Genomic DNA, 22,063 nt, shown 5'->3' with positions numbered 1-22,063 from the left:
GAACGTGCAGGATGGTGAAAGCCTTGCACTGAAAACCATGAACCCACGCCTGGGCATTCTCGGCGGCTTATCGATTCTTGGCACCAGCGGTATCGTGCGGCCTTTCTCCTGCTCGGCCTACATTGCCTCGATCCACCAAGGTATCGATGTGGCGAAAACCAATGGTTACCTGCACATCGCCGCCTGTACCGGCAATGCCAGTGAAGACACCATGCGCAGGGTCTACAACCTGCCGGAAATTGCCCTGATCGAAATGGGTGACTTTGTCGGCGCAGTCCTCAAACACCTGCGCAAAGTGCCGGTGGAAAAACTCAGCCTGTGTGGCGGCTTCGGCAAAATCAGCAAGCTGGCTGCCGGGCACATGGACCTGCACAGCCGTCACTCCAGCATCGACCTGCCGCAACTGGCGCAATGGGCCGCGGCCATCGGTGCCGACAGCGACTTGCAAGCTGCGATCTGCCAGGCCAACACCAGCCAGCAGGCCTTGGCCATGGCCAGCGCAGCAGGCATCGCCCTGGGTGATGCCGTGTGCGCCCATGCCTTGGCCTTTGCCCAAAGCGTGGTGCCGTCGCAGGTAGAGGTAGAAGTCTTTGCCATCGACCGCCAAGGGGGCATCGTCGGCCATGCATCAGCACCGCAATCGCGGGGCAAGCCCGCTCCCACAGAGGGGCAGTGAATGACTCGAATTTTGCTGCTCGGTGGCGTCACCGAAGCCCTGGCTATCGCCCGCACGCTCGGCCCTGAACATGTCTACAGCCTGGTCGGGATCGGCCGGGTGCCCACCGACCTCAACTGTCAGGTTCGGGTCGGCGGCTTTGGCGGCGCCGAGGGTTTGGCGGCCTACCTGCAAGCCGAGCACATCGACCTGCTGATCGACGCCACCCATCCCTATGCCGCGCAGATCAGCGCCAACGCCGCCCGCGCTTCACAACTCACCGGCACCCCTTGCTGGGCCCTTCGGCGCCCGGCGTGGCAGGCACAACCTGGCGATGACTGGCGCGAAGTGACAGGCTGGGCCGAACTGATCGAAGCCTTGCGCCCGTTTCAGCGCCCCCTGTTCACCCTGGGTCGCGAGCCCTTGCAACACCTCAATGAAATCCCGCCGCAACAGTTCTGGACCTTGCGCGCGCTGGAAGCCTGCCCTGGTAACGAACGCTGCGAAGTGATCGGCGCACGTGGCCCGTTCCTGCTTGAGGATGAGCGCAGGCTGTTTGAGCGACGGCAGATTGATGTGCTGGTCAGCAAGAACAGTGGCAGCGTCGCCACCGAGCCCAAACTCGACGTTGCGCGAGAGCGCGGTGTGCCGGTGCTGATCCTCAAGCGGCCTGAATTGCCGGTGGTGGACAGGGTGTTCTTTACGGTTGATGAGCTAATCGCAGCACTCTAAAACCGGTGATCGCAGGCCATTCCCGCTCGCTCGGGCTTGTTTTAGTGAGTAATAATTTACGCGAGTTTCAGCGTGTGCCTGGGCTGAGAGTGGAAGACTGGTTGAGCCCATCCACTTCCCACTACTAAGAAAAAGCGGCAGGTCGCATTGGACGATTCTCAAAGATCAATCCTGACGCCTTCAGCCCTACTCCTATTTCAGAGTTTTCCGCATAGCCCACCAAGCCAACCCTGCCTTACACTGCCCACTTCTCTACTGGAACAATTCGCCCATATGGAAATGCAATGGTGGATCTGGCTGGTATTCGGGTTCGGCCTGGTTGTGCTGGAACTCGTGCTACCGACTTTCTTTATTCTCTGGTTCGGCATCGGTGCCGTGCTGGTGTCGCTTATCGCTTATCTGGTGCCCAGCTTGCAGTTAGACATGCAGGTTCTGCTCTGGGTGGTGTTTTCGTCTATTACCACGCTGCTGTGGTTCAAGGTGTTTCGCAAGAAGAAACCAGACACCCGCTGGACCGCTGACGATGTTATCGGCGAGGTCGGCCTGCTGACCGCAGCAGTCTCCGAGTTCCACAAAGGCCGCGTGCGCTTTCAGAAACCTATCCTCGGCAACGAAGAATGGGTCTGCATCGCCGATACCGACATACCCTCGGGCGAGCGCGTTCGCCTCACTGCCATCGAAGGCAATACTGTCCGGGTTACCCGGGCGTGATCAACTAAAGGAAACCTTGCCCCCATGACCAGCCTCATCGTCGCCGGCACGCTCGCCGCGTTCGTCATCATCACCCTGTTCAAAGGGGTGCGCATCGTGCCTCAGGGCGAGGAATGGATTGTCGAGCGTCTTGGCCGCTACAACGCCACCCTCAAGCCCGGCCTGAACATCGTCATTCCTTACATGGACGTAGTCGCCTACCGTCTGCCAACCAAGGACATGATCCTCGACGTGCAGCAGCAGGAAATCATTACCCGCGACAACGCCGTCATCGTGGCCAACGCGCTGTGCTTTGCCAAAGTTGTCGACCCGCAGAAGGCAGCTTACGGCGTGCAGGATTTCAGCTATGCCGTCACCAGCCTGACCATGACCTCGCTACGTGCCATTGTCGGTGCCATGGACCTCGACGAGGCGCTGTCCAGCCGTGAACAGATCAAGGCCCGCCTGCGCGAAGCCATGTCGGAACAGACCGAAGACTGGGGCGTAACCGTACGTTCGGTGGAAATCCAAGACATCAAGCCTTCGGAAAACATGCAATCGGCCATGGAGCGCCAAGCGGCCGCCGAGCGTGAGCGTAAAGCCGATGTCACCCGTGCCGAAGGTGCCAAGCAAGCAGCGATCCTTGAAGCCGAAGCGCGTCTGCAATCGGCCAAGCTGGATGCTGAAGCGCAAATCAACCTGGCTGAAGCCTCGGCACGCGCGATCACGTTGGTTAAAGAGGCCGTGGGCAACGAAATTACCCCGGCCATGTACCTGCTTGGCGAACGCTACATCGGCGCCATGGAGAACCTGGCTGGCAGCGACAACGCCAAGGTCGTTGTACTTCCGGCTGACCTGCAAGAAACCGTTCGTGGCCTGATGGGCCGCAATAAAGCGGTCTAACACCACCGGTGGGAGCGGGCTTGCCCCGCGATAGCGGTCTATCTTTGACACCGCAATCGCAGGGCAAGCCCGCTCCCACAAGGTTGAGACCATTGCGCCCGCCGCGACATTTCATCGCACCCCTGGGTTTTTTACATATACTTTCAACTCTGGCTAAATAGCCATCACTCGATTCCTGACCGGATCTTTCCATGCCTTCACATCGGCTTGCCCATGCCTGGATCGCCTGCTTTGCAGTGCTGTTCAACCTGCTGGCCATGCCGTTGTCTGCCGCGCCGAAAAGCCAGGCAGAACAATTACTCTGGGGCACTTTCTGCTCCACCGGCGGCACCAAGCTGATCGCCATTTCTCTGGGCTCGCCTGACAGCAGCCAACAGAACGATGATCACTCGACCATGCAGCATTGCTGGTGTTGCTCAGGCGCTGCGCCACTGTTGGCGCTGCCAGGGCATCCACCTCGTTTGCTGTTACCTGCCCAGAACTTTGCCCGGCCCAAGGCCATACTCGTCGCCAACCAACCGACGCCACGCCAACTGTGGCCCGCACTGAACCCACGCGCCTCCCCTCTAGCCTGAATTCATTACGCTACCTGTTGCGAACCTGAATCGACTGGAGAATGACCATGTTCAAAAACGCCCTGCTGCTGGCCGCTCTGCTGCTGCCTGCAACCTTTGCCAATGCGCACGAATACACCAAGGGTGATCTGCATATCGCCCACCCGTGGTCGCAAGAGCTGCCGCCCAACGCACCGAACGTTGCCGCCTATTTCGTCGTCCACAACAACGGCACCACTGCCGACACGCTGCTCAGCGTCGACAGCCCGATCAGCGATGACGTGCAGTTGCATGAGCATGTGCACAAAGACGGCCTGATGAAAATGCAGCAGGTGCAACGCGTCGAAGTAGCCGCTGGCAAAGACCTGGTGTTCGCCCCCGGCGCCTACCATGTGATGTTGATGCAACCTAAAGATCGCAGCCTGCTGGTTGATGGCAAGCGCTTCCCGATGACCCTGCACTTTGAAAAAGCCGGTGCTGTCCCCGTTGAGGTCGCGGTGCAGAAACAGGCCCCCGAGGGTGAAGCACACAATCACTGATCGCTGAACGCTGCTCACCATGAGCATCGCCCGCAGCAGCCGCTCCCGCACCGCGCGCCCTGACTCCAGAAGGGTACGCGGCAGCTGGCTGAGCCTGTTTGCCATGTTGATGATCTTCATCGGCCCGCTGGTTTCCCAGTCGATGCCGATGGATCACCGTGCCCCGTCGAACGACATGGGCATGAGCATGGCGATGGACAGCGCTGCCGATTGCCACAGCGACAACCAACACGGCGGTAGCTCGTCGCTGCATGTGATCTGGGAGAAGTGTGGCTACTGCAGCCTGTTCTTCCACTGCCCGGCGCTGCCCCAGGCCCTGAGCCTGCTCAACACCGAAGCCGCTCCCGCCAGCGGCCTGCTGATTGCTCTTCCGCGCCAGGGCCACGCCCGACAACCCGTGTTCCCAGGTGCCCTGACCCGCGCACCACCGCCCTTCATCGTCGTCTGAAACCACCTGTTGCGTTCGTGGGTTCGGCAATTTGCCGACGGCCCACCACGCCCTTATGACTGATCGATGTTGGAATCACTATGTCCGGCTGCACTGCTGTTTTGCGTTTGTCCCTGCGTGGGGCCCTTGCCGTGATCTGCGGCACCTTGCTCAGCCCTCTGGCCCTGGCCGCCAGCGAGCAGGAGGAGCACCTTCACGACCAGAATGAACTGAGCCCGACGGTCATTACTGCGGTCGCGCCCAGCTCACCGTTGACCATCGTCACCAACCCTAAAGACCCTCGCCAACCGGTGCCGGCCAGCGATGGTGCCGACTACCTGAAGACCATCCCCGGTTTCTCGGCCATCCGCGCCGGTGGTACCAATGGCGACCCGGTGCTGCGCGGCATGTTTGGCTCGCGCCTGAACATCCTCACCAACGGTGGCGTAATGCTTGGGGCCTGCCCCAACCGCATGGACGCCCCCACCTCCTACATTTCACCGGAAACCTACGACCGCCTGACCGTGATCAAAGGCCCGCAAAGTGTGATCTGGGGGCCCGGTGCCTCCGCCGGAACCATTCTGTTCGACCGCGACCCAGAGAAATTCGGCGAGCTTGGCAGCCGGGTCAACGCCAGCCTGCTGGCCGGTTCCAACGGGCGTTTCGACAAGCTCGTCGATGCGGCGGCGGGTAACCAACTGGGCTACGTGCGCGTGGTCGGTAACCAGTCGCACTCGGATGACTACGAAGATGGCAATGGCGACACCGTGCCGTCGCGCTGGGACAAGTGGAACGGAGATGTGGCGCTGGGCTGGACGCCCGATGCCGACACCCTGATAGAGCTCACCGCCGGCAAGGGCGACGGTGAAGCCCGTTATGCCGGGCGTGGTATGGACGGCTCACAGTTCAAGCGCGAAAGCCTGGGGCTGCGGTTTGAGAAGTCCAACATTGGCGAGGTATGGGACAAGCTTGAAGCCCAGGTGTATTACAACTACGCCGACCATGTAATGGACAACTACAGCCTGCGCACCCCTTCAGGGATGGGCATGATGGGGATGCCGATGGTCAGCAACGTCGACCGCCGCACCCTGGGTGGCCGGGTCAAAGGCACCTGGCGCTGGAGCGAGCTACAACTGATTGCCGGTGTCGACGCACAGACCAACGAACACCGTCAGCGTGGTGGCATGGGCATCGATGTGCACAAGCAAATGCCATGGACTAAAGACGCCGACTTCCACAACTACGGCGTGTTCAGTGAGCTGACCTGGTATGTCGCCGATCAAGACCGCGTCATTACCGGTGCACGCCTGGACCGCGCCTCGGCCAAAGACTACCGGGAAACCAGCGCCACCCGTGGCGACACCCGTGCCGATACCCTGCCCAGCGGCTTCGTTCGCTACGAACATGACCTGGCCGACATGCCGGCCACCACCTATGTTGGCCTCGGCCACGCCCAACGCTTCCCGGATTACTGGGAACTGTTTTCGCCCAAGTCGGGGCCTGCCGGATCGGTCAACGCCTTCGACAGCATCAAGCCGGAGAAAACCACACAGCTGGACTTCGGTATCCAGTACCAGACCGAAGACCTGCAAGCCTGGGCCTCGGGGTATGTCGGGCAGATTCGCGACTACATCCTGTTCAACTACAACACCAACATGATGGGGATGAGCAACTCCCAGGCGCAGAACATCGACGCACGCATCATGGGTGGCGAACTGGGCGCTGCCTATAACTTGACCTCCAACTGGAAAGCCGACGCAACCCTGGCCTACGCTTGGGGCAAGAACAGCAGTGATGGCACAGCGCTTCCACAGATGCCGCCACTGGAGAGCCGCATGGGGCTCACCTACAGCCGCGACAATTGGAGTGCAGGGGCGTTATGGCGGGTGGTCGCCGCGCAAAATCGCATCGAAGAAAACTACGGCAACGTAGTCGGCAAAGATTATGAAAAGAGCGCGGGTTTCGGGGTGTTCTCGCTCAATGGCAGCTACCGGGTCAGCCAGCACCTCAAGCTCAGCGCGGGGGTCGATAACCTGTTCGACAAAGCCTATGCCGAACACCTGAACCTGGCGGGCAACGCTGGCTTCGGTTACCCCGCAAGCGATCCACAGGCCATCAATGAACCGGGGCGCACGCTCTGGACCAAAGTTGACCTGAGCTTCTGATCTAACCCCGAGGCGCGATCATCGATCGCGCCTTCCCTGCACAACATGGGAGCACACCATGAGCAAACCATCGATTAGCTTCTACAACCTGGCCTGGCGTTGGCACTTCTATGCCGGGCTTTTCGTTGCCCCGGTAATGATCCTGCTGGCGATCACCGGGATCATCTACCTGTTCAAACCGCAACTCGACCCGTTGCTTTACCGCGACCTGATGGTGGTCGAAGCCGGGCATCACACACAAAGCGCCGATGCCCTGCTGCAACAGGTTCACACCGCCTACCCCAACGGCCAGGTCAGCCAGTACCTGCCCGCCGTGGCAGCCGACCGTAGCGCCCAATTCGTGGTCAAGGATGCCGGCCGTGAACTGAATGTGTTTATCAACCCTTACGACGGCACGCTGCTGGGCGAACAGGATGCAAAACGCAACCTGCAGGCCGTCGCCCGCGCGCTGCACGGTGAGCTGATGATTGGCACCGTGGGCGATCGGCTGGTGGAACTGGCCGCTGGCTGGGGCATCGTGCTGGTGGTGTCCGGCTTGTACCTGTGGTGGCCACGGGGCAAGAGTAGCGCTGGCGTATTGTGGCCGCGCCTGAACGCCCGCGGGCGTTTGCTGTGGCGTGATCTGCATGCAGTTACCGGCTTTTGGGGATCAGCCCTGTTGCTGCTGATGCTGCTCAGTGGCATGACTTGGACCGGTTTCTGGGGCGCCAAATACGCCGATGTCTGGAACACCTTCCCGGCCGCCATGTGGAACGATGTCCCGCACTCCGACCAACAGGCCCGCGAACTCAACAGCGCAACACGCCAGACCGTACCGTGGGCGGTAGAGAACACCCCGATGCCGCAGTCCGGCGCCCATGCCGAACACGCCGGGCATGCGATAGCCTCCACTGCCCCGGCAGCTCCCCAGGTCAGCCTGCAACAGGTCCAGGACCTGGCCGTCAGCCGTTCGGTCGAGCCTGGCTACAGCATCACCCTGCCGAGCACTGCTGATGGCGTGTACACCATTGCCGTATTTGCCGACGACCCGCGCAACGACGCCACCCTGCATGTCGATCAATACACCGGCAAAGTGCTGGTGGATGTGCGCTGGCAGGACTACAACGGCGTTGCCCGCGCCACGGAACTGGGGGTGATGCTGCATGAAGGCAAGATGTTCGGCACGCTGAACCAGCTCATCGTGCTGGTGATCTGCCTGATGATCCTGCTGGGCTCGATCAGCGGCCTGGTGATGTGGTGGAAACGTCGCCCTGAAAGTGGCTTGGGCGTACCGCCATTGCGTCATGACCTACCGAAATGGAAAGCCGCCATCGTGATCATGATTGCGCTGGGCGTGGCCTTCCCCTTGGTTGGCGTTTCGCTGCTGGCCGTGTGGACACTGGATTGGGGCTTGCTCTCGCGCAAACTGAAAACCGCCTGAGTCCCCGGTAGGAGCGGGCTTGCCCCGCGATCGCGGTTTACCTGACACACCGCAATCGCGGGGCAAGCCCGCTCCTACCTACTGACCTGCTACCATAGCCGCCCGCTTTCGCCAGGACTGTCATGAGTACCCTGAGTATCCGCGATCTGCATTGGTCGCCCCTCGGCCACGGCCATTGTCATCACCAGTTCCAACTGCGCGAGGTCGATCTAGAGGTCAAGGCGGGGGAATTCGTCGGTTTGATCGGCCCCAACGGTAGCGGCAAAACCAGCCTGCTGCGCTGTGCCTATCGCTTCAACAAACCGGAACACGGCCAGGTATACCTGGATGACCACGACCTGTGGCGGCAGTCACCACGTTGGTGCGCCCAACGTATCGCCGTGGTGCTGCAGGAGTTTCCCGATACCTTCGGCCTGAACGTCGAAGAAGTCGTCGCCATGGGGCGTACACCACACAAAGGCTTGTTCGACGGCGACACCGACGAGGACCGCCAGTTGGTCAAAACCGCGTTGCACGCCGTCGGCCTGGAGGGCTTCGACGATCACACCTTCGCCAGCCTCTCTGGCGGTGAAAAGCAGCGCGTGATTCTGGCCCGGGCACTGGTTCAGCAACCGCAGGTGTTGATCCTCGATGAACCCACCAACCACCTCGACCCACGCTATCAACTGGAGCTGTTGCAGCAAGTCCGCCGCCTCGGTATTGGCACTTTGGCCAGTATTCATGACCTGAACCTGGCAGCAGCTTTCTGTGATCGCCTGTACGTTCTGAACCACGGGCGTATCGTTGCCAGCGGTACACCCGACGACGTCCTCACGGCTGACCTGCTGCACGAAGTCTTCGGTGTACAGGCACTGATAGACCGCCACCCTCTCGCCGACCACCCACGCCTTACCTGGATAACCCAGCGATGATCCGAATTACCTTGCTTCTGCTGGCCCTGCTCGCCAGCACCAGCGCTTTCGCCCAGGCCACCCAGTACCCGTTGACCATACAAAGCTGCAACCGCCAGGTGACGTTCAACAAAGCCCCCGAGCACGCCCTGAGCCATGACATCAACATGACCCAGATGATGCTCGCTCTCGGCTTGCGTGAGCGCATGGTCGGCTACAGCGGTGTCAGCGGCTGGAAAGCCGTCACCCCTGAGCTGCGCAAAGAGCTTGATGGCCTGCCGGAGCTCGCCAGCAAGTACCCTTCGGTGGAAACCTTGCTCAACGCCAATGTCGATTTCTTCTTCGCTGGCTGGGACTACGGCATGCGCGTCGGCGGCGACCTCACCCCACAAACCCTCGCGCCGCTGAACATACCGGTGTACGAGTTGACCGAGTCCTGCGCTTTTGTCATGAAGCGTCCGGCGGCCAGCCTCGATGACACCTACAACGACCTGCGCAACCTGGGCAAAATCTTCGATGTACAGGACCGCGCTGAGCAACTGATCAGCCAGATGCAACAGCGCATCGCCGTGGTTCAACAGACGCTACCGGAGCAACGCCCACGGGTGTTTCTGTATGACAGTGGTGAAGACCGCGCCATGACCTCCGGCCGCCTGGGCATGCCAGAGGCACTGATCGCCGCTGCCGGTGGGCGCAACGTGCTGGACGATATCGACGCCAGCTGGACCCGGGTTAACTGGGAAAGCGTGGTCGAGCGCAACCCCGAGGTGATCGTCATCGTTGACTACGGCGAGATCAGCGCGGCCCAGAAGCAGGCATTCCTTGAACAGCACCCGGCCCTGCAGTCCGTGTCGGCGATCCGCAACAAGCGCTTTGTGGTAATCCCTTACGTGGCCGCCACGCCGAGCCTGGAAAACGTCGATGCCATTGAAAGCATCGCCAAGGGCTTGCACGGCGCATGACTCGCTATCGCCTGCTGGTGCTCGGCCTGATTGGCCTGTTGCTGGTGTCCTGCGTGGTGTCGCTGGGGTTTGGCGCGGCACCCGTACCGGTCGAGGTGGTGTGGCGCGTGGTGCTGTTCAAAGTCTTCGGCATTGCCCCCGATACGCCCACCTGGACCACCGGCCAGGAACACATCGTCTGGCTCATCCGCGTGCCGCGCATGCTCCTGGCCGCACTGGTGGGCGGTGGCCTGGCGATGATCGGCGCGGTGTTGCAAGCAGTGACGCGTAACCCCCTGGCGGACCCTCACCTGCTCGGCGTCACCTCCGGTGCCACGCTCGGTGCGGTGCTGGTAGTGCTGCATATTGGTGAAGTGCTGGGCGTACTGACCTTGCCGCTGGCGGCCTTTATCGGCGCCCTGTGCAGCATGCTGCTGGTGCTGGCAATTGCCAGCCGCCGTGGCCGCCTGGACAGCGACCGTTTGCTGCTGTGCGGCGTAGCAGTGGCTTTTGTGATGATGGCGGTTGCCAACCTGTTGCTGTTCCTTGGCGACCACCGCGCCAGTTCCGCAGTGATGTTCTGGATGCTCGGCGGTTTGGGCCTGGCGCGCTGGGAGCTGCTGCCGATCCCGGCCATCAGCGTTCTGCTGGGCCTGACCTTGCTGCTGGGCATGGCTCGTGCGCTCAATGCCCTGATGGCCGGTGAACAGACAGCGGTCACCCTCGGTTTGAACGCCCGCTCGGTACGCCTGCTGGCGTTTCTGATTTGCTCGCTGCTGACCGGTGTGCTGGTGGCGATCAGTGGCTCAATCGGCTTCGTCGGCCTGATGGTGCCGCACATCGCCCGCCGCCTGGTAGGCGCCGAGCACACGCGCCTGCTGCCGGTGTGTCTGTTGCTGGGCAGCCTGTTTCTGATCTGGGTCGATGTCGCCGCACGCACACTGATTTCGCCGGAAGACCTGCCGATTGGCATCGCCACCGCAGCCATTGGCGGTTTGTTCTTTATTGGCCTGATGCGCAAGCGTTGATCATCGTCAACCACACTTTAGTGTTGAGACGTATTGTCGCGGTTGCGCCAGGAAGGCGCGTGTTAGCCTAACGCGCACAAGAGAATGTATTAAATGGAAAATGCCTAGCCCATGACCGCGAACCTGTCACCGCAACATCCCACGCCTGACGAACACGAACACCTCGAACGTAGCCTGTCCAACCGCCACATCCAACTGATCGCCATCGGTGGCGCCATCGGTACCGGGCTGTTCATGGGCTCGGGCAAAACCATCAGCCTGGCTGGCCCGTCGATCATCTTCGTCTACATGATCATCGGCTTCATGCTGTTCTTCGTCATGCGGGCGATGGGCGAGCTGCTGCTGTCGAACCTCGAATACAAGTCGTTCATCGATTTCTCTGCCGACCTGCTCGGCCCCTGGGCGGGCTATTTCACCGGCTGGACGTACTGGTTCTGCTGGATCATTACCGGCATCGCCGACGTAATCGCCATTTCTGCGTACTCGCAGTTCTGGTTTCCCGACATACCGCAGTGGGCACCGGCGTTGGCCTGTGTCGGCCTGCTGCTGTCGCTGAACCTGATCACCGTGAAAATGTTCGGCGAGATCGAGTTCTGGTTCGCCATGATCAAGATCGTCGCGATCCTCGCGCTGGTCGGCACTGGCCTGTACATGGTGCTCAGTGGCTTCGAGTCGCCCGCCGGGCGTACCGCCAGCCTGACCAACCTGTGGAACGACGACGGCATGTTCCCCCACGGCCTGATGGGCTTCTTCGCCGGCTTCCAGATTGCTGTATTCGCTTTCGTTGGTATCGAGTTGGTGGGCACCACCGCCGCTGAGGCGAAGAACCCCGAGCGCACCCTGCCGCGTGCGATCAACTCGATTCCGGTGCGGATCATCGTGTTCTACGTACTGGCCTTGATCACCATCATGGTGGTGACGCCGTGGCGCGATGTGGTGCCGGGCAAGAGCCCGTTCGTTGAGTTGTTCGTGTTGGCCGGGCTGCCAGCCGCGGCGAGCATCATCAACTTCGTGGTGCTGACCTCGGCGGCTTCGTCGGCCAACAGCGGCGTGTTCTCCACCAGCCGCATGCTGTTCGGCCTGGCCCAGCAAGGCGATGCCCCGCGCAGTTTCGAACACCTGTCGAGCCGCAAGGTACCGGCCAACGGCCTGTACTTCTCTTGCAGCTGCCTGTTGCTGGGTGCGGCGCTGATGTATCTGGTGCCCGACTTGATTGAAGCCTTCACCCTGGTGACCACGGTGTCGGCGGTGCTGTTCATGTTCGTCTGGACGCTGATCCTGCTGTCGTACCTGAGCTTTCGCAAAAACCGTGCAGCCCTGCACCAGGCCTCACATTACAAGATGCCCGGCGGGCGTTTCATGGCGGTGGTGTGTTTGCTGTTCTTCGCCTTCATCCTGGTGCTGTTAAGTCTGGAAAACGACACCCGTCAGGCGTTGATCGTTACACCGCTGTGGTTCTTGCTGTTGGCGGTGACCTATCAATTTGTGCGGCGCAATCGCCAAATGCTTGATAGTGCCACCAGCGGCAAAGAGCACTGACAGCCCTGCTGCGTGAAAGGCGCAAACCCCGCCTTTCACGCACGGTTCAAAGCGTACGGTTCAATTCAAGTTCCAAACCGTCACACTCACGAGAATAGGCCGTGACCATTCAGGGTTTGTGTAATCCAATGCCTTGAGTTCCACCACGCCGTTATAAACGCCTAGCGGTAACGACGGGTTGTCTTGGGCTATCCGAAAGAGCGTCAGCGTAATCGGGCCAGCGGAGTCCGGGTGGCAAACAACATAACTGTTCATAGTCGTGATGTCTGGGCAGTCCTGCACTTGCCGGTGTGCACGAAACTTGACCACCTGCTCATTGCCACTCTGGTTTTCTGTCAGCTTAATCGAGAGCACCGTGTCTCCCGGCCCGCCATAAACCAGCGAGGTAGGGCCAACCTCTTCGCTCAGTGCAACAACGCCCAGAGATGGCTTGTGAATACCGGGCTCGGAAATTAACAGTTGCGCTTGCCCGACACCGCCAAAAATCAGACGGTCGCCATTAAATGTCGGGCCGTAACCGCTGAGCCTTCCTGCCTCCTCCCGCCAGACCCTGGCCATGTCGGCCGTTCTGGCATCCCCGACGGGTTTCCCGTTCAAGCTGACGTGCGGATTGGAGTAGTACGGCACGTCGTTGTGACACAGTGCTGTGGCGATGTCCTTGCCATCGTTGTAACCAAACCGATAGTTGTCTGAGCCGTCTTCATTGCAATGGCTCCCTCCTGCGTTATGGCCTACCTCATGACGAAACGCGCTGATGGAGTAGATGCTGTTCAGTGAGGTGTTACCACGGACTTCAGCAACACCGACCATGGGCGAGTTTTCTGAAAAGCCCACGTTCAGGTCATGGTGATACACAGGATGTAGCGGTGCCAATTCGGCATCCAGTTCACTCAAGTTTTCACCGATAACAGCGTAATCGTTCACGCCCACTCGAGTGCCCGCGAGATTAAGGCGCACACTGGCTACTTGAGAATTGCGCAAGCTGAGATTGGCTGTTTCCAGTTGAACCAAGGCAAAAGCTACTGGATCACTGTTAAGAACCCTCAGCGCCTCAACGGAAAGCTGCACCACCGCATCAACTTCCCTTACAACACCGGGCGCAGAGGGTGGCTGCTCAGCGTGCTCAATGGGCCCTGGTACCGTGTCAGGCGTCAAGTAGTCATAGGCCGGCTCTGGCAGAAACCTGCGCTGGCCTGATGTATCGATCAACAGCAAACCACGTTTGCCAGGCCGATCGATAGCGGCCGTCACGGCTCCATCTGCCCCCTTTACCGCCACCAGCGAGCCATCAACCGCTTTACCGGCCAATGAGAGGTTACCGCTCTCGATCGTGTAACCCTGAGGGTTACGTTCTCGATGAACAAGAGTAAAGGTATGCGCACCCAACTCCTGCGCAGTGATCGAGGTTGCCACAACACTACTGACTGTTTGCACCTCAGATGCTGAGTTCGGTAAACAACCACTCATCGCGACAGCCGCCATCAACGCCAGAGGAGCGGATTGCTTGCAGATCAGGTTTTGCATGTGGAGCGCTCCCTGCTATGAATCGACAGGCCCCACGATACGAAGGGAAAAGCTCAACGTGCCACTGGCAAAAATATCAGGTAGGCCGCGTTAACGTGCAGAGGCTGCCAACAGCCCCTGCCCGTTCAGCTCAACACTAACCTTGCTCCATTCCCCGAAGCACAGCCTCGGCCAGCGCCAAGCCCTTCTCCAGCGAGTTCTCGCTGGCGGCCAGCAGGCTGCGCAGCGGTTCCTCGGCTTGTTCCAGGGCTAGAGCATTGGTTTCGTAGGCCGCCTTCAATGCGGTTACAGCGCATACCAGCGCATCTTCCGCATCCACTCCGGCGCGTACCGCGCAGATCGGATCGTGGGCTTGGTGGCATGTGCCAAAGTGCATTACGGCAGTCGTATGGCGGGGCCGTGCTGGCTGCACGGCGTCTGACGGTGGATCTGGAACGATCTTCTTGAGCATGGTGCTACTCCTTGCGGCTCTCTCTAAATGTCGCTCCGCGCCCACACGCCAATATGGGTGGACGGAGCCGTGCGGGTTGGCGTGCCGGTCAGAGATACCCGGTGAGCCCGAAGGCTCCCACACACGGCTCCGCCCGTAACAGGTGCAGCCATGCCGAACACAATCGCTGAGTGCGTTAGTGCTCTGTATCTCTGAATCAGGGACGCCAATCCCGTGCCGCAGAATCTACTGCGGTGCGGCACGGTACTCAACTACTGAGGGTGTGTCAAAATGTTAGCCCCTCGTCCACCCGTTAAAACCGTACTTCCTAGCCCGCACCTAGCATTTTTGTCAGTTGCGAAGAGATACGCCCGCCCCTCAAATGCTTTCAGACCTTCCCCCCGTGAGCGGTTAACACCGAGCACGTATGACGTCTGTCCAGGCATCAGGAGCAACGCGCATGACTACTCAGGAACCCACCGTCACCCCCAACACCTACGCCAAACTGTTCCCGGAACAGCTCGCCAACACCTGCGGCCCAGAGGCGCCCGAAGCCAACTGCGGGCCAATCGCCTACCTGCATACCCTGTACCAAGAAGCCCTGGCCCTGGAGACCAGCAGCGAGGCCAAAGACCGTTGGCTCCTGGCGCAACGGCGCCCAGACATCAGCGAACTGCTGCTCGACCCGCAACGCCTGGAGCAACCGGTATCGGCCCTGAGCCTGGCTATTGGCGCACTGACCCACCACGCGCAAGGCCACGTGGGCAACGCCGCCTATCTGCCTGAAACACTGGCCAGTGTCGGCAAGCACGCCAACCTGCCGTTCCACTTTGCCCTGGAACAAATCAAGGCCGTGCTCAAGCACAGGAAGCTTCCATACTTCGAACTCCTGCAGCAGGCGCAGTACAGCTACCCCAATTTTTGCGATGCACGCTTGCGCGATGATGACCTGCGTGAAGTCATGCTTAACGCCAGCGGCCTGAGCCCGGCCTTGCAAGACTTGTTGTTGGATCACCACGCCATCGCCGATGCCAAGCATGACTGGCCGGCCTTGTACGGCCTGAAAATCGACGCAAAAGTTGCGCTTGCGAAACTGCAGGATGTGGCCACTTACTGCCGCCAAACCGGCCTGAGCACCGAACAGGTTTTGGAACTGCTGGCGGTGTCTGGCATTGATGACAACGCCCAGGCCGGTTTCACCGCCGTGCGTTGCTCAAGTGCCTACCGTGCCGAAAAAAACCTTGGCGGCCTGCATTACGGTGCCATCTACCTCAATGCTGGCCGCAGCAGCGCCCTGACAGTCAAGGATGTCACAGACGAGGTTGGTATCACGCTGCACTTCGACGCACTCACTCAGCAGAGCCTTGTGCGCATGTACCAGATGATTCACCTGCAAAAAGCACTCGCCCTGCCGTTCGCCGAGGTGGATTGGCTGTTGATTTCGATCCTGCGCGCACAAGGGCAAACCAGTGGCTGGAGCATCACCGCCGAGACGCTGCGTGCCCTGGGTGTTTTCCGTTACCTGAACGAGGCGTATGGGGTTAGTGCTGAACAGTTCGCGGCCCTGGTGTATCAGGTGTGCCCTTACAGCACCGGGGAGCAGCAGCCGCTGCTTGACCGGGTGCTGGATGGCCCCGGCAACGATCATGACACGAGCATCGAAACCGCATTGGCCGTGGATGACCAGGCCTTCGACCCCAACGACGGCGCGACAGGACAGTACACGGTGCTGCCGGGGCTAGCCAATGCGCTAGGCAGTAACGAACAAACCACCCGACTCTATCTGGCGCAAACGCAACAGGCGCTGGGCCTGAAGGCATTGAGCCTGTCGCTGCCGGTGGTTTCGTCGCTTTATCGGCTCAGCCAGATCCATCGGCTGCTCAAGCGCTCCCCCATCGAAGGCATAGCCATGGTGGCGCTACTGGGCAAGGCGGGCACCACCTTGCAGAAGCAACTGGCCGGCAAACCTGTGGTCGGTAGCCTGAGCGACCCGGATATGCTCGATGCCCTGGTCGCTCTGACCAACCTCGACCGCTGGCTGAATCAGGAGAAAGTTTCCCCAACCGCCCTGCTCAGCGCCCTGACGGAAGTGGCAGATGCCAAGCTGGCGCCCGATAGCCTGCTGGTGCTGGCCATCAACCAACTGCTGCCGGCCATTCGGGAAGCAACCCGTACACATAAACCCATCACACAGCCCGAAGCGGATCTGGAGCCAACACAGCTCGACAAGCTGACCGCCCAATTGCTGCTCACGGCATTCGGAAAAGGCGTGAAAGGCTTCACCCTGAGCCAACTTCACATCGCTCCGCTGCTGCGCTGGTGCGGTTTTACGGCGCAGGCGTTGCTTGACGACGTGCTCAAGGCCGCGACGAACGAGCAAAGCCTCAAGGTCGAGGAGCAAAAGCTTAACAGCCGCCAGTGGTTTGCCCTGGAACGCCACATACAACTGATCAAGCTGCTGCGCCTGAGCCCAGCAGCCATTCAGACGTTGTGCGACATGCCGGAACGCTTCGATCTGCAGGGCATGATAGAACTCGACGAAGCCTCGGGCTCGATCAAGGCTGCCAACAACCCAACGGCCAACCAAACAGCGCTGGTTGCCAACCTGGACCTGTGTTACCAGCTCAGCCGATACCGGGCCTGGGTTGAGGTGTGTCGCGCCAACGGCCAGGACGAGGCTGATGCCACACGCTACCTGGCTGCGCATCACGACAGCAACGAAACCAGTGCCGTGGAGCGCGCGATCACCGACCTGACTGAACTAACAGGCTGGGCGAAGGCAGATGTTAGCGAAACCTGCCCACATATCGAGAGAACCGGCGAGATCGATAACCCGGTTGCACGCTTCGATACCTTCTTGGCCGAGCTGACTCCCGAAGAGGCAGCGGTAGTAAGATCAAGAGGTCACAAACGTTTCATTCTGTTGTACACCCTGCGTTTTACCGGAAAGTGGCGCTACGGCAATACCTCACTTCAATCGGCCATTGTTAAACTCGAAAAGTTCATTGCAAACAACTCAGGTGTATTGCGCGTCACCCGCAAACAATACACCACAATGCATGCTCCAGCTTACTGGCTTGAACAGCAGGAGAAAATAAAGCAAGCAGATATAGAAGAAGGCAACACAGACTACCAACACCGTGGTTATTTCCCTATCAAATTCGAGGTACTACCTGAAGACTGGAACCGGGCCACGGAGTGGATACCCTGCGTCCCTGCAACCCTGACCGATATTGACTACATTTTGCGCACGCACGCGTTATGCACGCATACAGGCCTGGCTTGTAGCAACTTGCAAGATCTTGCCGACCTGGAGAAAGACAGCCCATACATAGAGTTTCAGGCCGTCAGTCAGGCACTACTGAGCAGTAGCGACGAAGCATTGCGCAGCATCGTCGAGCAACACATGCATGAACACTGGCGCGATGCTTTGGCCGGCTACCTGATCGCCCACTGGGCACCTGCACACGCGCACACACAGGGCATTGCCACCTTCGACGATCTGTCGAGCTACTGCCTGACGGATATCCAGGTTAACGCCGAGGTCAACACCAACACCCTCAACCAGGCTATCGGTAGCCTTCAGCATTACCTCTTCCGCCTTTTCGCGCACCTGGAGCCGGGCTATGCGGCCAACCCGCCCACCAGTGACGCCATTGCCCACTGGAACACCTACCTGGCGCAATACGCCACCTGGAAACAACGCCAGGAACAGCAGAACCACCCGGAGAACCTCATCCATTACGCTAATCGACCGAACAAAAGCGTAGCGTTCCAGGAACTGGAGGTGGAGCTTAACCAAGGCACATTGGACGTCACCTTGTTGCATACAGCCATTTGTAACTACTTGGCCAAGTTCGAACGTGTGAGCAACTTACAAGTGGTTAGCGGCTACCTGGAAGGCACTGACCCCAAGCAGGGCATTTACCACCTGATCGGCAAAACCAACACCACGCCGACAGAATACTTTTGGCGCACGCTGGACATCGGCCTGCGCGACGATAAGCAGCGGCTGAGCCCACTGGCCTGGAGCGAGTGGGAAAAGATCACGCTTTCACCCACAGGGCTGATTCCGCAGAGCTATTACAAAGAAAAGAAAGACGACAAGGTCGATCAGACATTCACATGTGACGCGGTCCGCCCTGTCATCATTCACGGGCGCCGCTACGTATTCTGGGTCGAGCGGGGCGTCACCGACTTGCCCAGTGGCGACGAATCGAACAAGACCTTGCCGAAGATGCGCAAGATTTCTGTGTGCTATGCCTTCCAGCAGAGTGATGGCGTCTGGAGCGCCGCTAACGAGCTGATGTGCCTGGACGGCCATGACCCTCAGGGGAAATGGCGCGGCGACAATGACAATCCCTACCTGAAGGATGAGAAGTACCACCCCGGCCTGATTGTGGTGGTCGATGAAGAGGGGGAGCGCTCGCAGGATCCGTGGTTGGTGGCCATGTTGTACGACTGTGCGCAGATTACAACGGGAGCGTCCGATAAAGACCCCAAGGTCAAGATACTGGCCCCCGAAAAACTCAATAACGAATACTTTATCGAAGCGCGTGACCTGTTGCTAATTGATAAACAGAATCTGACTAACGCTCACGATTTAGCCAGCCGACTGTTGACCACCTATCGCCATGTGCATTGTGTGCAACATACCTACAACGGCCCGCCTTTAAAAATTGAATTTGATTCAAGCCACAAAGGCCATGAACATTTCCACATAATAGAAGGAAGCCCATATTTAAATGGAAACATCTTAACTTTAAAGTTAACGATGAACCTCAAAGAGATATCCAAAGAATTTGGTATTGATATTGATATTGATATTGATAGCACTATCTTTATCAGCCCCAGCATATTAAACCCCGGCGACAAAAAAACCGAAGTAAGAGAATTCACAACTATATCACCAGCAGAATCACAGGAGTTCAAAATAAGCTTAAAGCTCTCAGGACTGGGGGGCTACCAAATTTCCTTTAAAGCACTTGATGAGATGAACTCTCTAATAGATGAAATCAATTACAATTTCAAGCTTTTGCTCCAGGACAAAGACGAACCATGGGACATCTTAATCGTACGAGACGCCAACCAGGCCAATCAAGCGCAGTACCTTGATCTGACATCGGTAGCCAACGAAGAGCCCGCACTCGACACCCCTGAGTATCGCCTGAACACGCTGTTCGGCAAAAACCTGGTGGCACGCGCCAGCCTGGGCGTGGAGCATGTGCTGGCATGGGCGACGCAATGCCTGGACGAGCCCAAGATCGACCCGAATCGGCCAAACCCGAAAGTAGACTTTCACGGTGCCAATGGTCTGTACTTCCGGGAACTGTTCCTGCACCTACCGGCCCTGATTGCCACGCGCCTGACCGAGCAGCGCCAGTTCGAAGACGCCGAGGATTGGTACCTGCGTTACCTGTTCAACCCCTACCGCACCCGCGCCGACGAAGAGGGGCGCCCAGCGCCTTGGTGCACCCGCCCGCTTGCCGAAGCGGGCACCCTGAGTTCGGTGTTACAAAAAGGGGTAGACCCAACAAGCCGGGTGTTCGTGCTGTCGCGCTACTACCAACAGGCCGTGTACCTGGCGCTGCTGGAGAACTGGCGCCTGCAGGGTGACCACTATTACCGCGAGCCGACGCTGAGCAACCTCAACCACGCCTGGCTGTGCTACCAGCAAGCGATCAAACTGCTGGGCCCGCTGCCGCGCAAAGACGAAGCCTCACGCTGGCAACCCACCCAACTGGCCAAGCTGGACGCAGACCAATTCAGACGCCCGCTCAACGGCCGGGTGATCGAGTTGCGCAACCTGCTGGAAAGCCGCCTGTACAACTTGCGCCACGGTTTGACACTCGACGGCAAGGCCCTGCCACCGTTGACCTGGGCCGATGAAAGCCTGGATGCGTTCGCCAATACGCTAGGTGGCGTGAGCCTGTTGCCCCAACCCTATGCCCGGGGGCGTGCGCCCATCCCCGCTTACCGCTTCCGCCAGGTGCTGCCGCTGGCCAAAGCGGCGGCGCAACAGCTGGCCGATTTTGGCCGCTACTACCTGCGCCTGATCGAGGAAGATTCCAGCGTCAGCGAGTCGGTCATGCTGAAAGCGCATGAGATCAAACTGGCCGAGTTCACCACCCGAATCCAGAAGGAAGCCATCAACGGCCTGCGGGCCAGAAAGTCGGGGATGCTCATCAGCCGTGAGGCGGCCAAGGCCAGGCATACGTACCTGAGCAAGCTCATCGATGTCGGGCGCTCGCCCGAAGAAGAAGCGGCCACCGCCTTGACCTGGCTAGCCACTTCACAACTAATGGGCGGCATTGTCCTCCAGCAGATGGGGGCGATGATCGATTCCACGGTACCGACCATCTTCGGCTTCGCTGTTGGCGGTAACCGCCTGGGAGCTGCGGTGGAAGCCGGTGGCTTGGCCACCGAGATCCTGGCCGATATTTCACAGTCGATTGCTGGTGAACTGCAGGTGCAGGCCGAGTACAACCGCCGTGCTGCCGAATGGGAATTCGACCGCAGCCAGGTGGAGTGGGACATCAAGGTCCTCGACGAGGAAATCAAGGAAACCGCCATCGAGCTCAACGCTGCAACGATCGCCCTGGCCCAGTGCGAACAAGACCGCATCAACCTGCAGGAGGCCTACCGCATGTTGGCCGAAGACACGCCGTTCTACAACTGGCTGGTCGCCCGCCAGGAGCAGATCTACGGCGCCGCCTACGACGTTGTACGCTCGCTATGCCTGGGGGTGGAAGAGGCCTGGCGCTACGAGATTGGCGACTACCAGCGCGAAAGCTTCATCGACACCACCGCCTGGTTCGATAACTACAAGGGCATGCTGGCGGGCGAGTCGTTGCTGACCAACCTGCAGCACATGGAGAACCAATACATGCTGGCCAACGAACGGCGCCTGACCATTCGCAAAGCGTTCAGCCTCAAGGCGCATGCGGGCGAGCAATGGTCGAAGGTGTTCACAAAGCCAGACCAGAGTAAAAATTCCGACCAGAGCAAACCGCTTACCCATACCTTCAGTTTCAAAGCCGCCGACTTCGACAGCAACTACCCTGGCCACTACCTGCGCCAACTGAAGTATGTGTCAGTGACCTTCGTGCTCAAAGACGGCCAAAAAATCGACGACCTCAGTGCGATCCTCACCCAAACCGCCAGCACTACTCTGCTTGAGGCTGACAAGGGCGCGGCCAAGGTGTTGCGTGAAGGTGGCAAGTTTGAGGGCGTCACCAGCCTGCTGCGCAATCCGCGCCAGAACCAGCAAATCGCTTTGTCGTCGACGGTTGCCGAGGATGGCCTGGGTTACGAACCGGGCACCTGGGTCTATGAACTGATGTTCCATGACGGGCGCTACCTGCCTTTTGAAGGCACAGGCGCGATTTCGGAGTGGAAGCTGGAAATCCTCGGTGGCGCGGCGCTGGAAGACCCGTCGATCATCAAGGACATCACCTTCAACATGGTGTATACGGCCAAGGCGGGGGATAGTGCATTTACTCAAGAAATTCGCAATTTGAGTTGATACGCCATCGCGGGGCAAGCCCGCTCCCACCAGGGTTTCAAAAATTCTGTGGGAGCGGGCTTGCCCCGCGATCAACCACCGCACAGCCCTAATCCTGTGCA

General features: G+C 59.4%; 16 protein-coding genes and 1 pseudogene. 15 read left to right on the top strand and 2 right to left on the bottom strand.

What is annotated here, in order from left to right; translation table 11 throughout:
* The 14 genes and pseudogenes from cbiD to cycA form a co-directional block, all read left to right on the top strand.
* On the top strand, window positions 1–676 hold a 676-nt coding region (gene cbiD, locus E1573_RS06225; protein ID WP_133211679.1), incomplete at its 5' end, for a cobalt-precorrin-5B (C(1))-methyltransferase CbiD.
* Window positions 677–1,387, top strand: a complete 711-nt coding sequence (locus E1573_RS06220; RefSeq protein ID WP_133211677.1) for a cobalt-precorrin-6A reductase — start codon at window positions 677–679, stop codon at window positions 1,385–1,387.
* Window positions 1,388–1,392: 5 nt separating this feature from the next.
* Window positions 1,393–1,515: pseudogene (locus E1573_RS26930) on the top strand (VapC toxin family PIN domain ribonuclease); the annotation flags it as partial.
* A 145-nt stretch (window positions 1,516–1,660) separates the two neighbouring features.
* Window positions 1,661–2,098: an NfeD family protein gene (locus E1573_RS06210; protein ID WP_133211675.1), complete on the top strand. Its 438-nt coding sequence runs from the start codon at window positions 1,661–1,663 to the stop codon at window positions 2,096–2,098.
* 24 nt (window positions 2,099–2,122) lie between these two features.
* Window positions 2,123–2,980, top strand: a complete 858-nt coding sequence (locus E1573_RS06205; protein ID WP_133211673.1) for an SPFH domain-containing protein — start codon at window positions 2,123–2,125, stop codon at window positions 2,978–2,980.
* A gap of 191 nt (window positions 2,981–3,171) precedes the next feature.
* Window positions 3,172–3,555, top strand: coding sequence for a DUF2946 domain-containing protein (locus tag E1573_RS06200; RefSeq protein ID WP_133211672.1), 384 nt, complete (start codon window positions 3,172–3,174; stop codon window positions 3,553–3,555).
* Between the two features lie 47 nt (window positions 3,556–3,602).
* Window positions 3,603–4,073, top strand: a complete 471-nt coding sequence (locus E1573_RS06195) for a copper chaperone PCu(A)C (RefSeq protein ID WP_133211670.1) — start codon at window positions 3,603–3,605, stop codon at window positions 4,071–4,073.
* Between the two features lie 19 nt (window positions 4,074–4,092).
* Entirely contained in the window at window positions 4,093–4,521 is a 429-nt protein-coding gene (locus E1573_RS06190) for a DUF2946 domain-containing protein (protein ID WP_133211668.1), read from the top strand.
* 80 nt (window positions 4,522–4,601) lie between these two features.
* Window positions 4,602–6,665: a TonB-dependent copper receptor gene (locus E1573_RS06185; protein WP_133211666.1), complete on the top strand. Its 2,064-nt coding sequence runs from the start codon at window positions 4,602–4,604 to the stop codon at window positions 6,663–6,665.
* Between the two features lie 58 nt (window positions 6,666–6,723).
* Window positions 6,724–8,085: a PepSY domain-containing protein gene (locus tag E1573_RS06180; RefSeq protein WP_133211664.1), complete on the top strand. Its 1,362-nt coding sequence runs from the start codon at window positions 6,724–6,726 to the stop codon at window positions 8,083–8,085.
* Between the two features lie 122 nt (window positions 8,086–8,207).
* Window positions 8,208–8,996, top strand: a complete 789-nt coding sequence (locus tag E1573_RS06175; RefSeq protein WP_133211662.1) for an ABC transporter ATP-binding protein — start codon at window positions 8,208–8,210, stop codon at window positions 8,994–8,996.
* On the top strand, window positions 8,993–9,937 hold the full coding sequence (locus E1573_RS06170; RefSeq protein ID WP_133211660.1) for an ABC transporter substrate-binding protein: 945 nt from the start codon (window positions 8,993–8,995) through the stop codon (window positions 9,935–9,937). The genes E1573_RS06175 and E1573_RS06170 overlap by 4 nt, the downstream gene beginning before the upstream one ends.
* Window positions 9,934–10,944, top strand: coding sequence for an iron ABC transporter permease (locus E1573_RS06165; protein WP_133211658.1), 1,011 nt, complete (start codon window positions 9,934–9,936; stop codon window positions 10,942–10,944). The genes E1573_RS06170 and E1573_RS06165 overlap by 4 nt, the downstream gene beginning before the upstream one ends.
* Window positions 10,945–11,055: 111 nt before the next feature.
* The gene (gene cycA / locus E1573_RS06160; protein WP_133211656.1) at window positions 11,056–12,483 is read left to right on the top strand and encodes a D-serine/D-alanine/glycine transporter; all 1,428 of its coding nucleotides are present in this window, start codon (window positions 11,056–11,058) and stop codon (window positions 12,481–12,483) included.
* Window positions 12,484–12,543: 60 nt separating this feature from the next.
* On the opposite strand, the gene E1573_RS06155 is transcribed toward cycA, so the two are convergent.
* A complete protein-coding gene (locus E1573_RS06155; RefSeq protein ID WP_133211654.1) occupies window positions 12,544–14,007 on the bottom strand; it encodes a hypothetical protein in 1,464 nt (487 codons plus the stop codon).
* 136 nt (window positions 14,008–14,143) lie between these two features.
* The gene (locus tag E1573_RS06150; RefSeq protein ID WP_133211652.1) at window positions 14,144–14,458 is read right to left on the bottom strand and encodes a hypothetical protein; all 315 of its coding nucleotides are present in this window, start codon (window positions 14,456–14,458) and stop codon (window positions 14,144–14,146) included.
* Window positions 14,459–14,897: 439 nt separating this feature from the next.
* On the opposite strand from E1573_RS06150, the gene E1573_RS06145 reads away from it, so the two are divergent.
* Window positions 14,898–21,962 (top strand): neuraminidase-like domain-containing protein, encoded by a 7,065-nt coding sequence (locus E1573_RS06145; RefSeq protein WP_165957295.1) that lies wholly within the window; start codon window positions 14,898–14,900, stop codon window positions 21,960–21,962.
* Window positions 21,963–22,063 lie beyond the last annotated feature (101 nt).

The sequence above is a fragment of the Pseudomonas sp. H9 genome, assembly GCF_004353925.1.
Taxonomy (GTDB): domain Bacteria; phylum Pseudomonadota; class Gammaproteobacteria; order Pseudomonadales; family Pseudomonadaceae; genus Aquipseudomonas.
The sequence above is the reverse complement of the archived record's forward strand: the minus strand, read 5'-3'. Positions and strand labels throughout refer to the sequence as shown.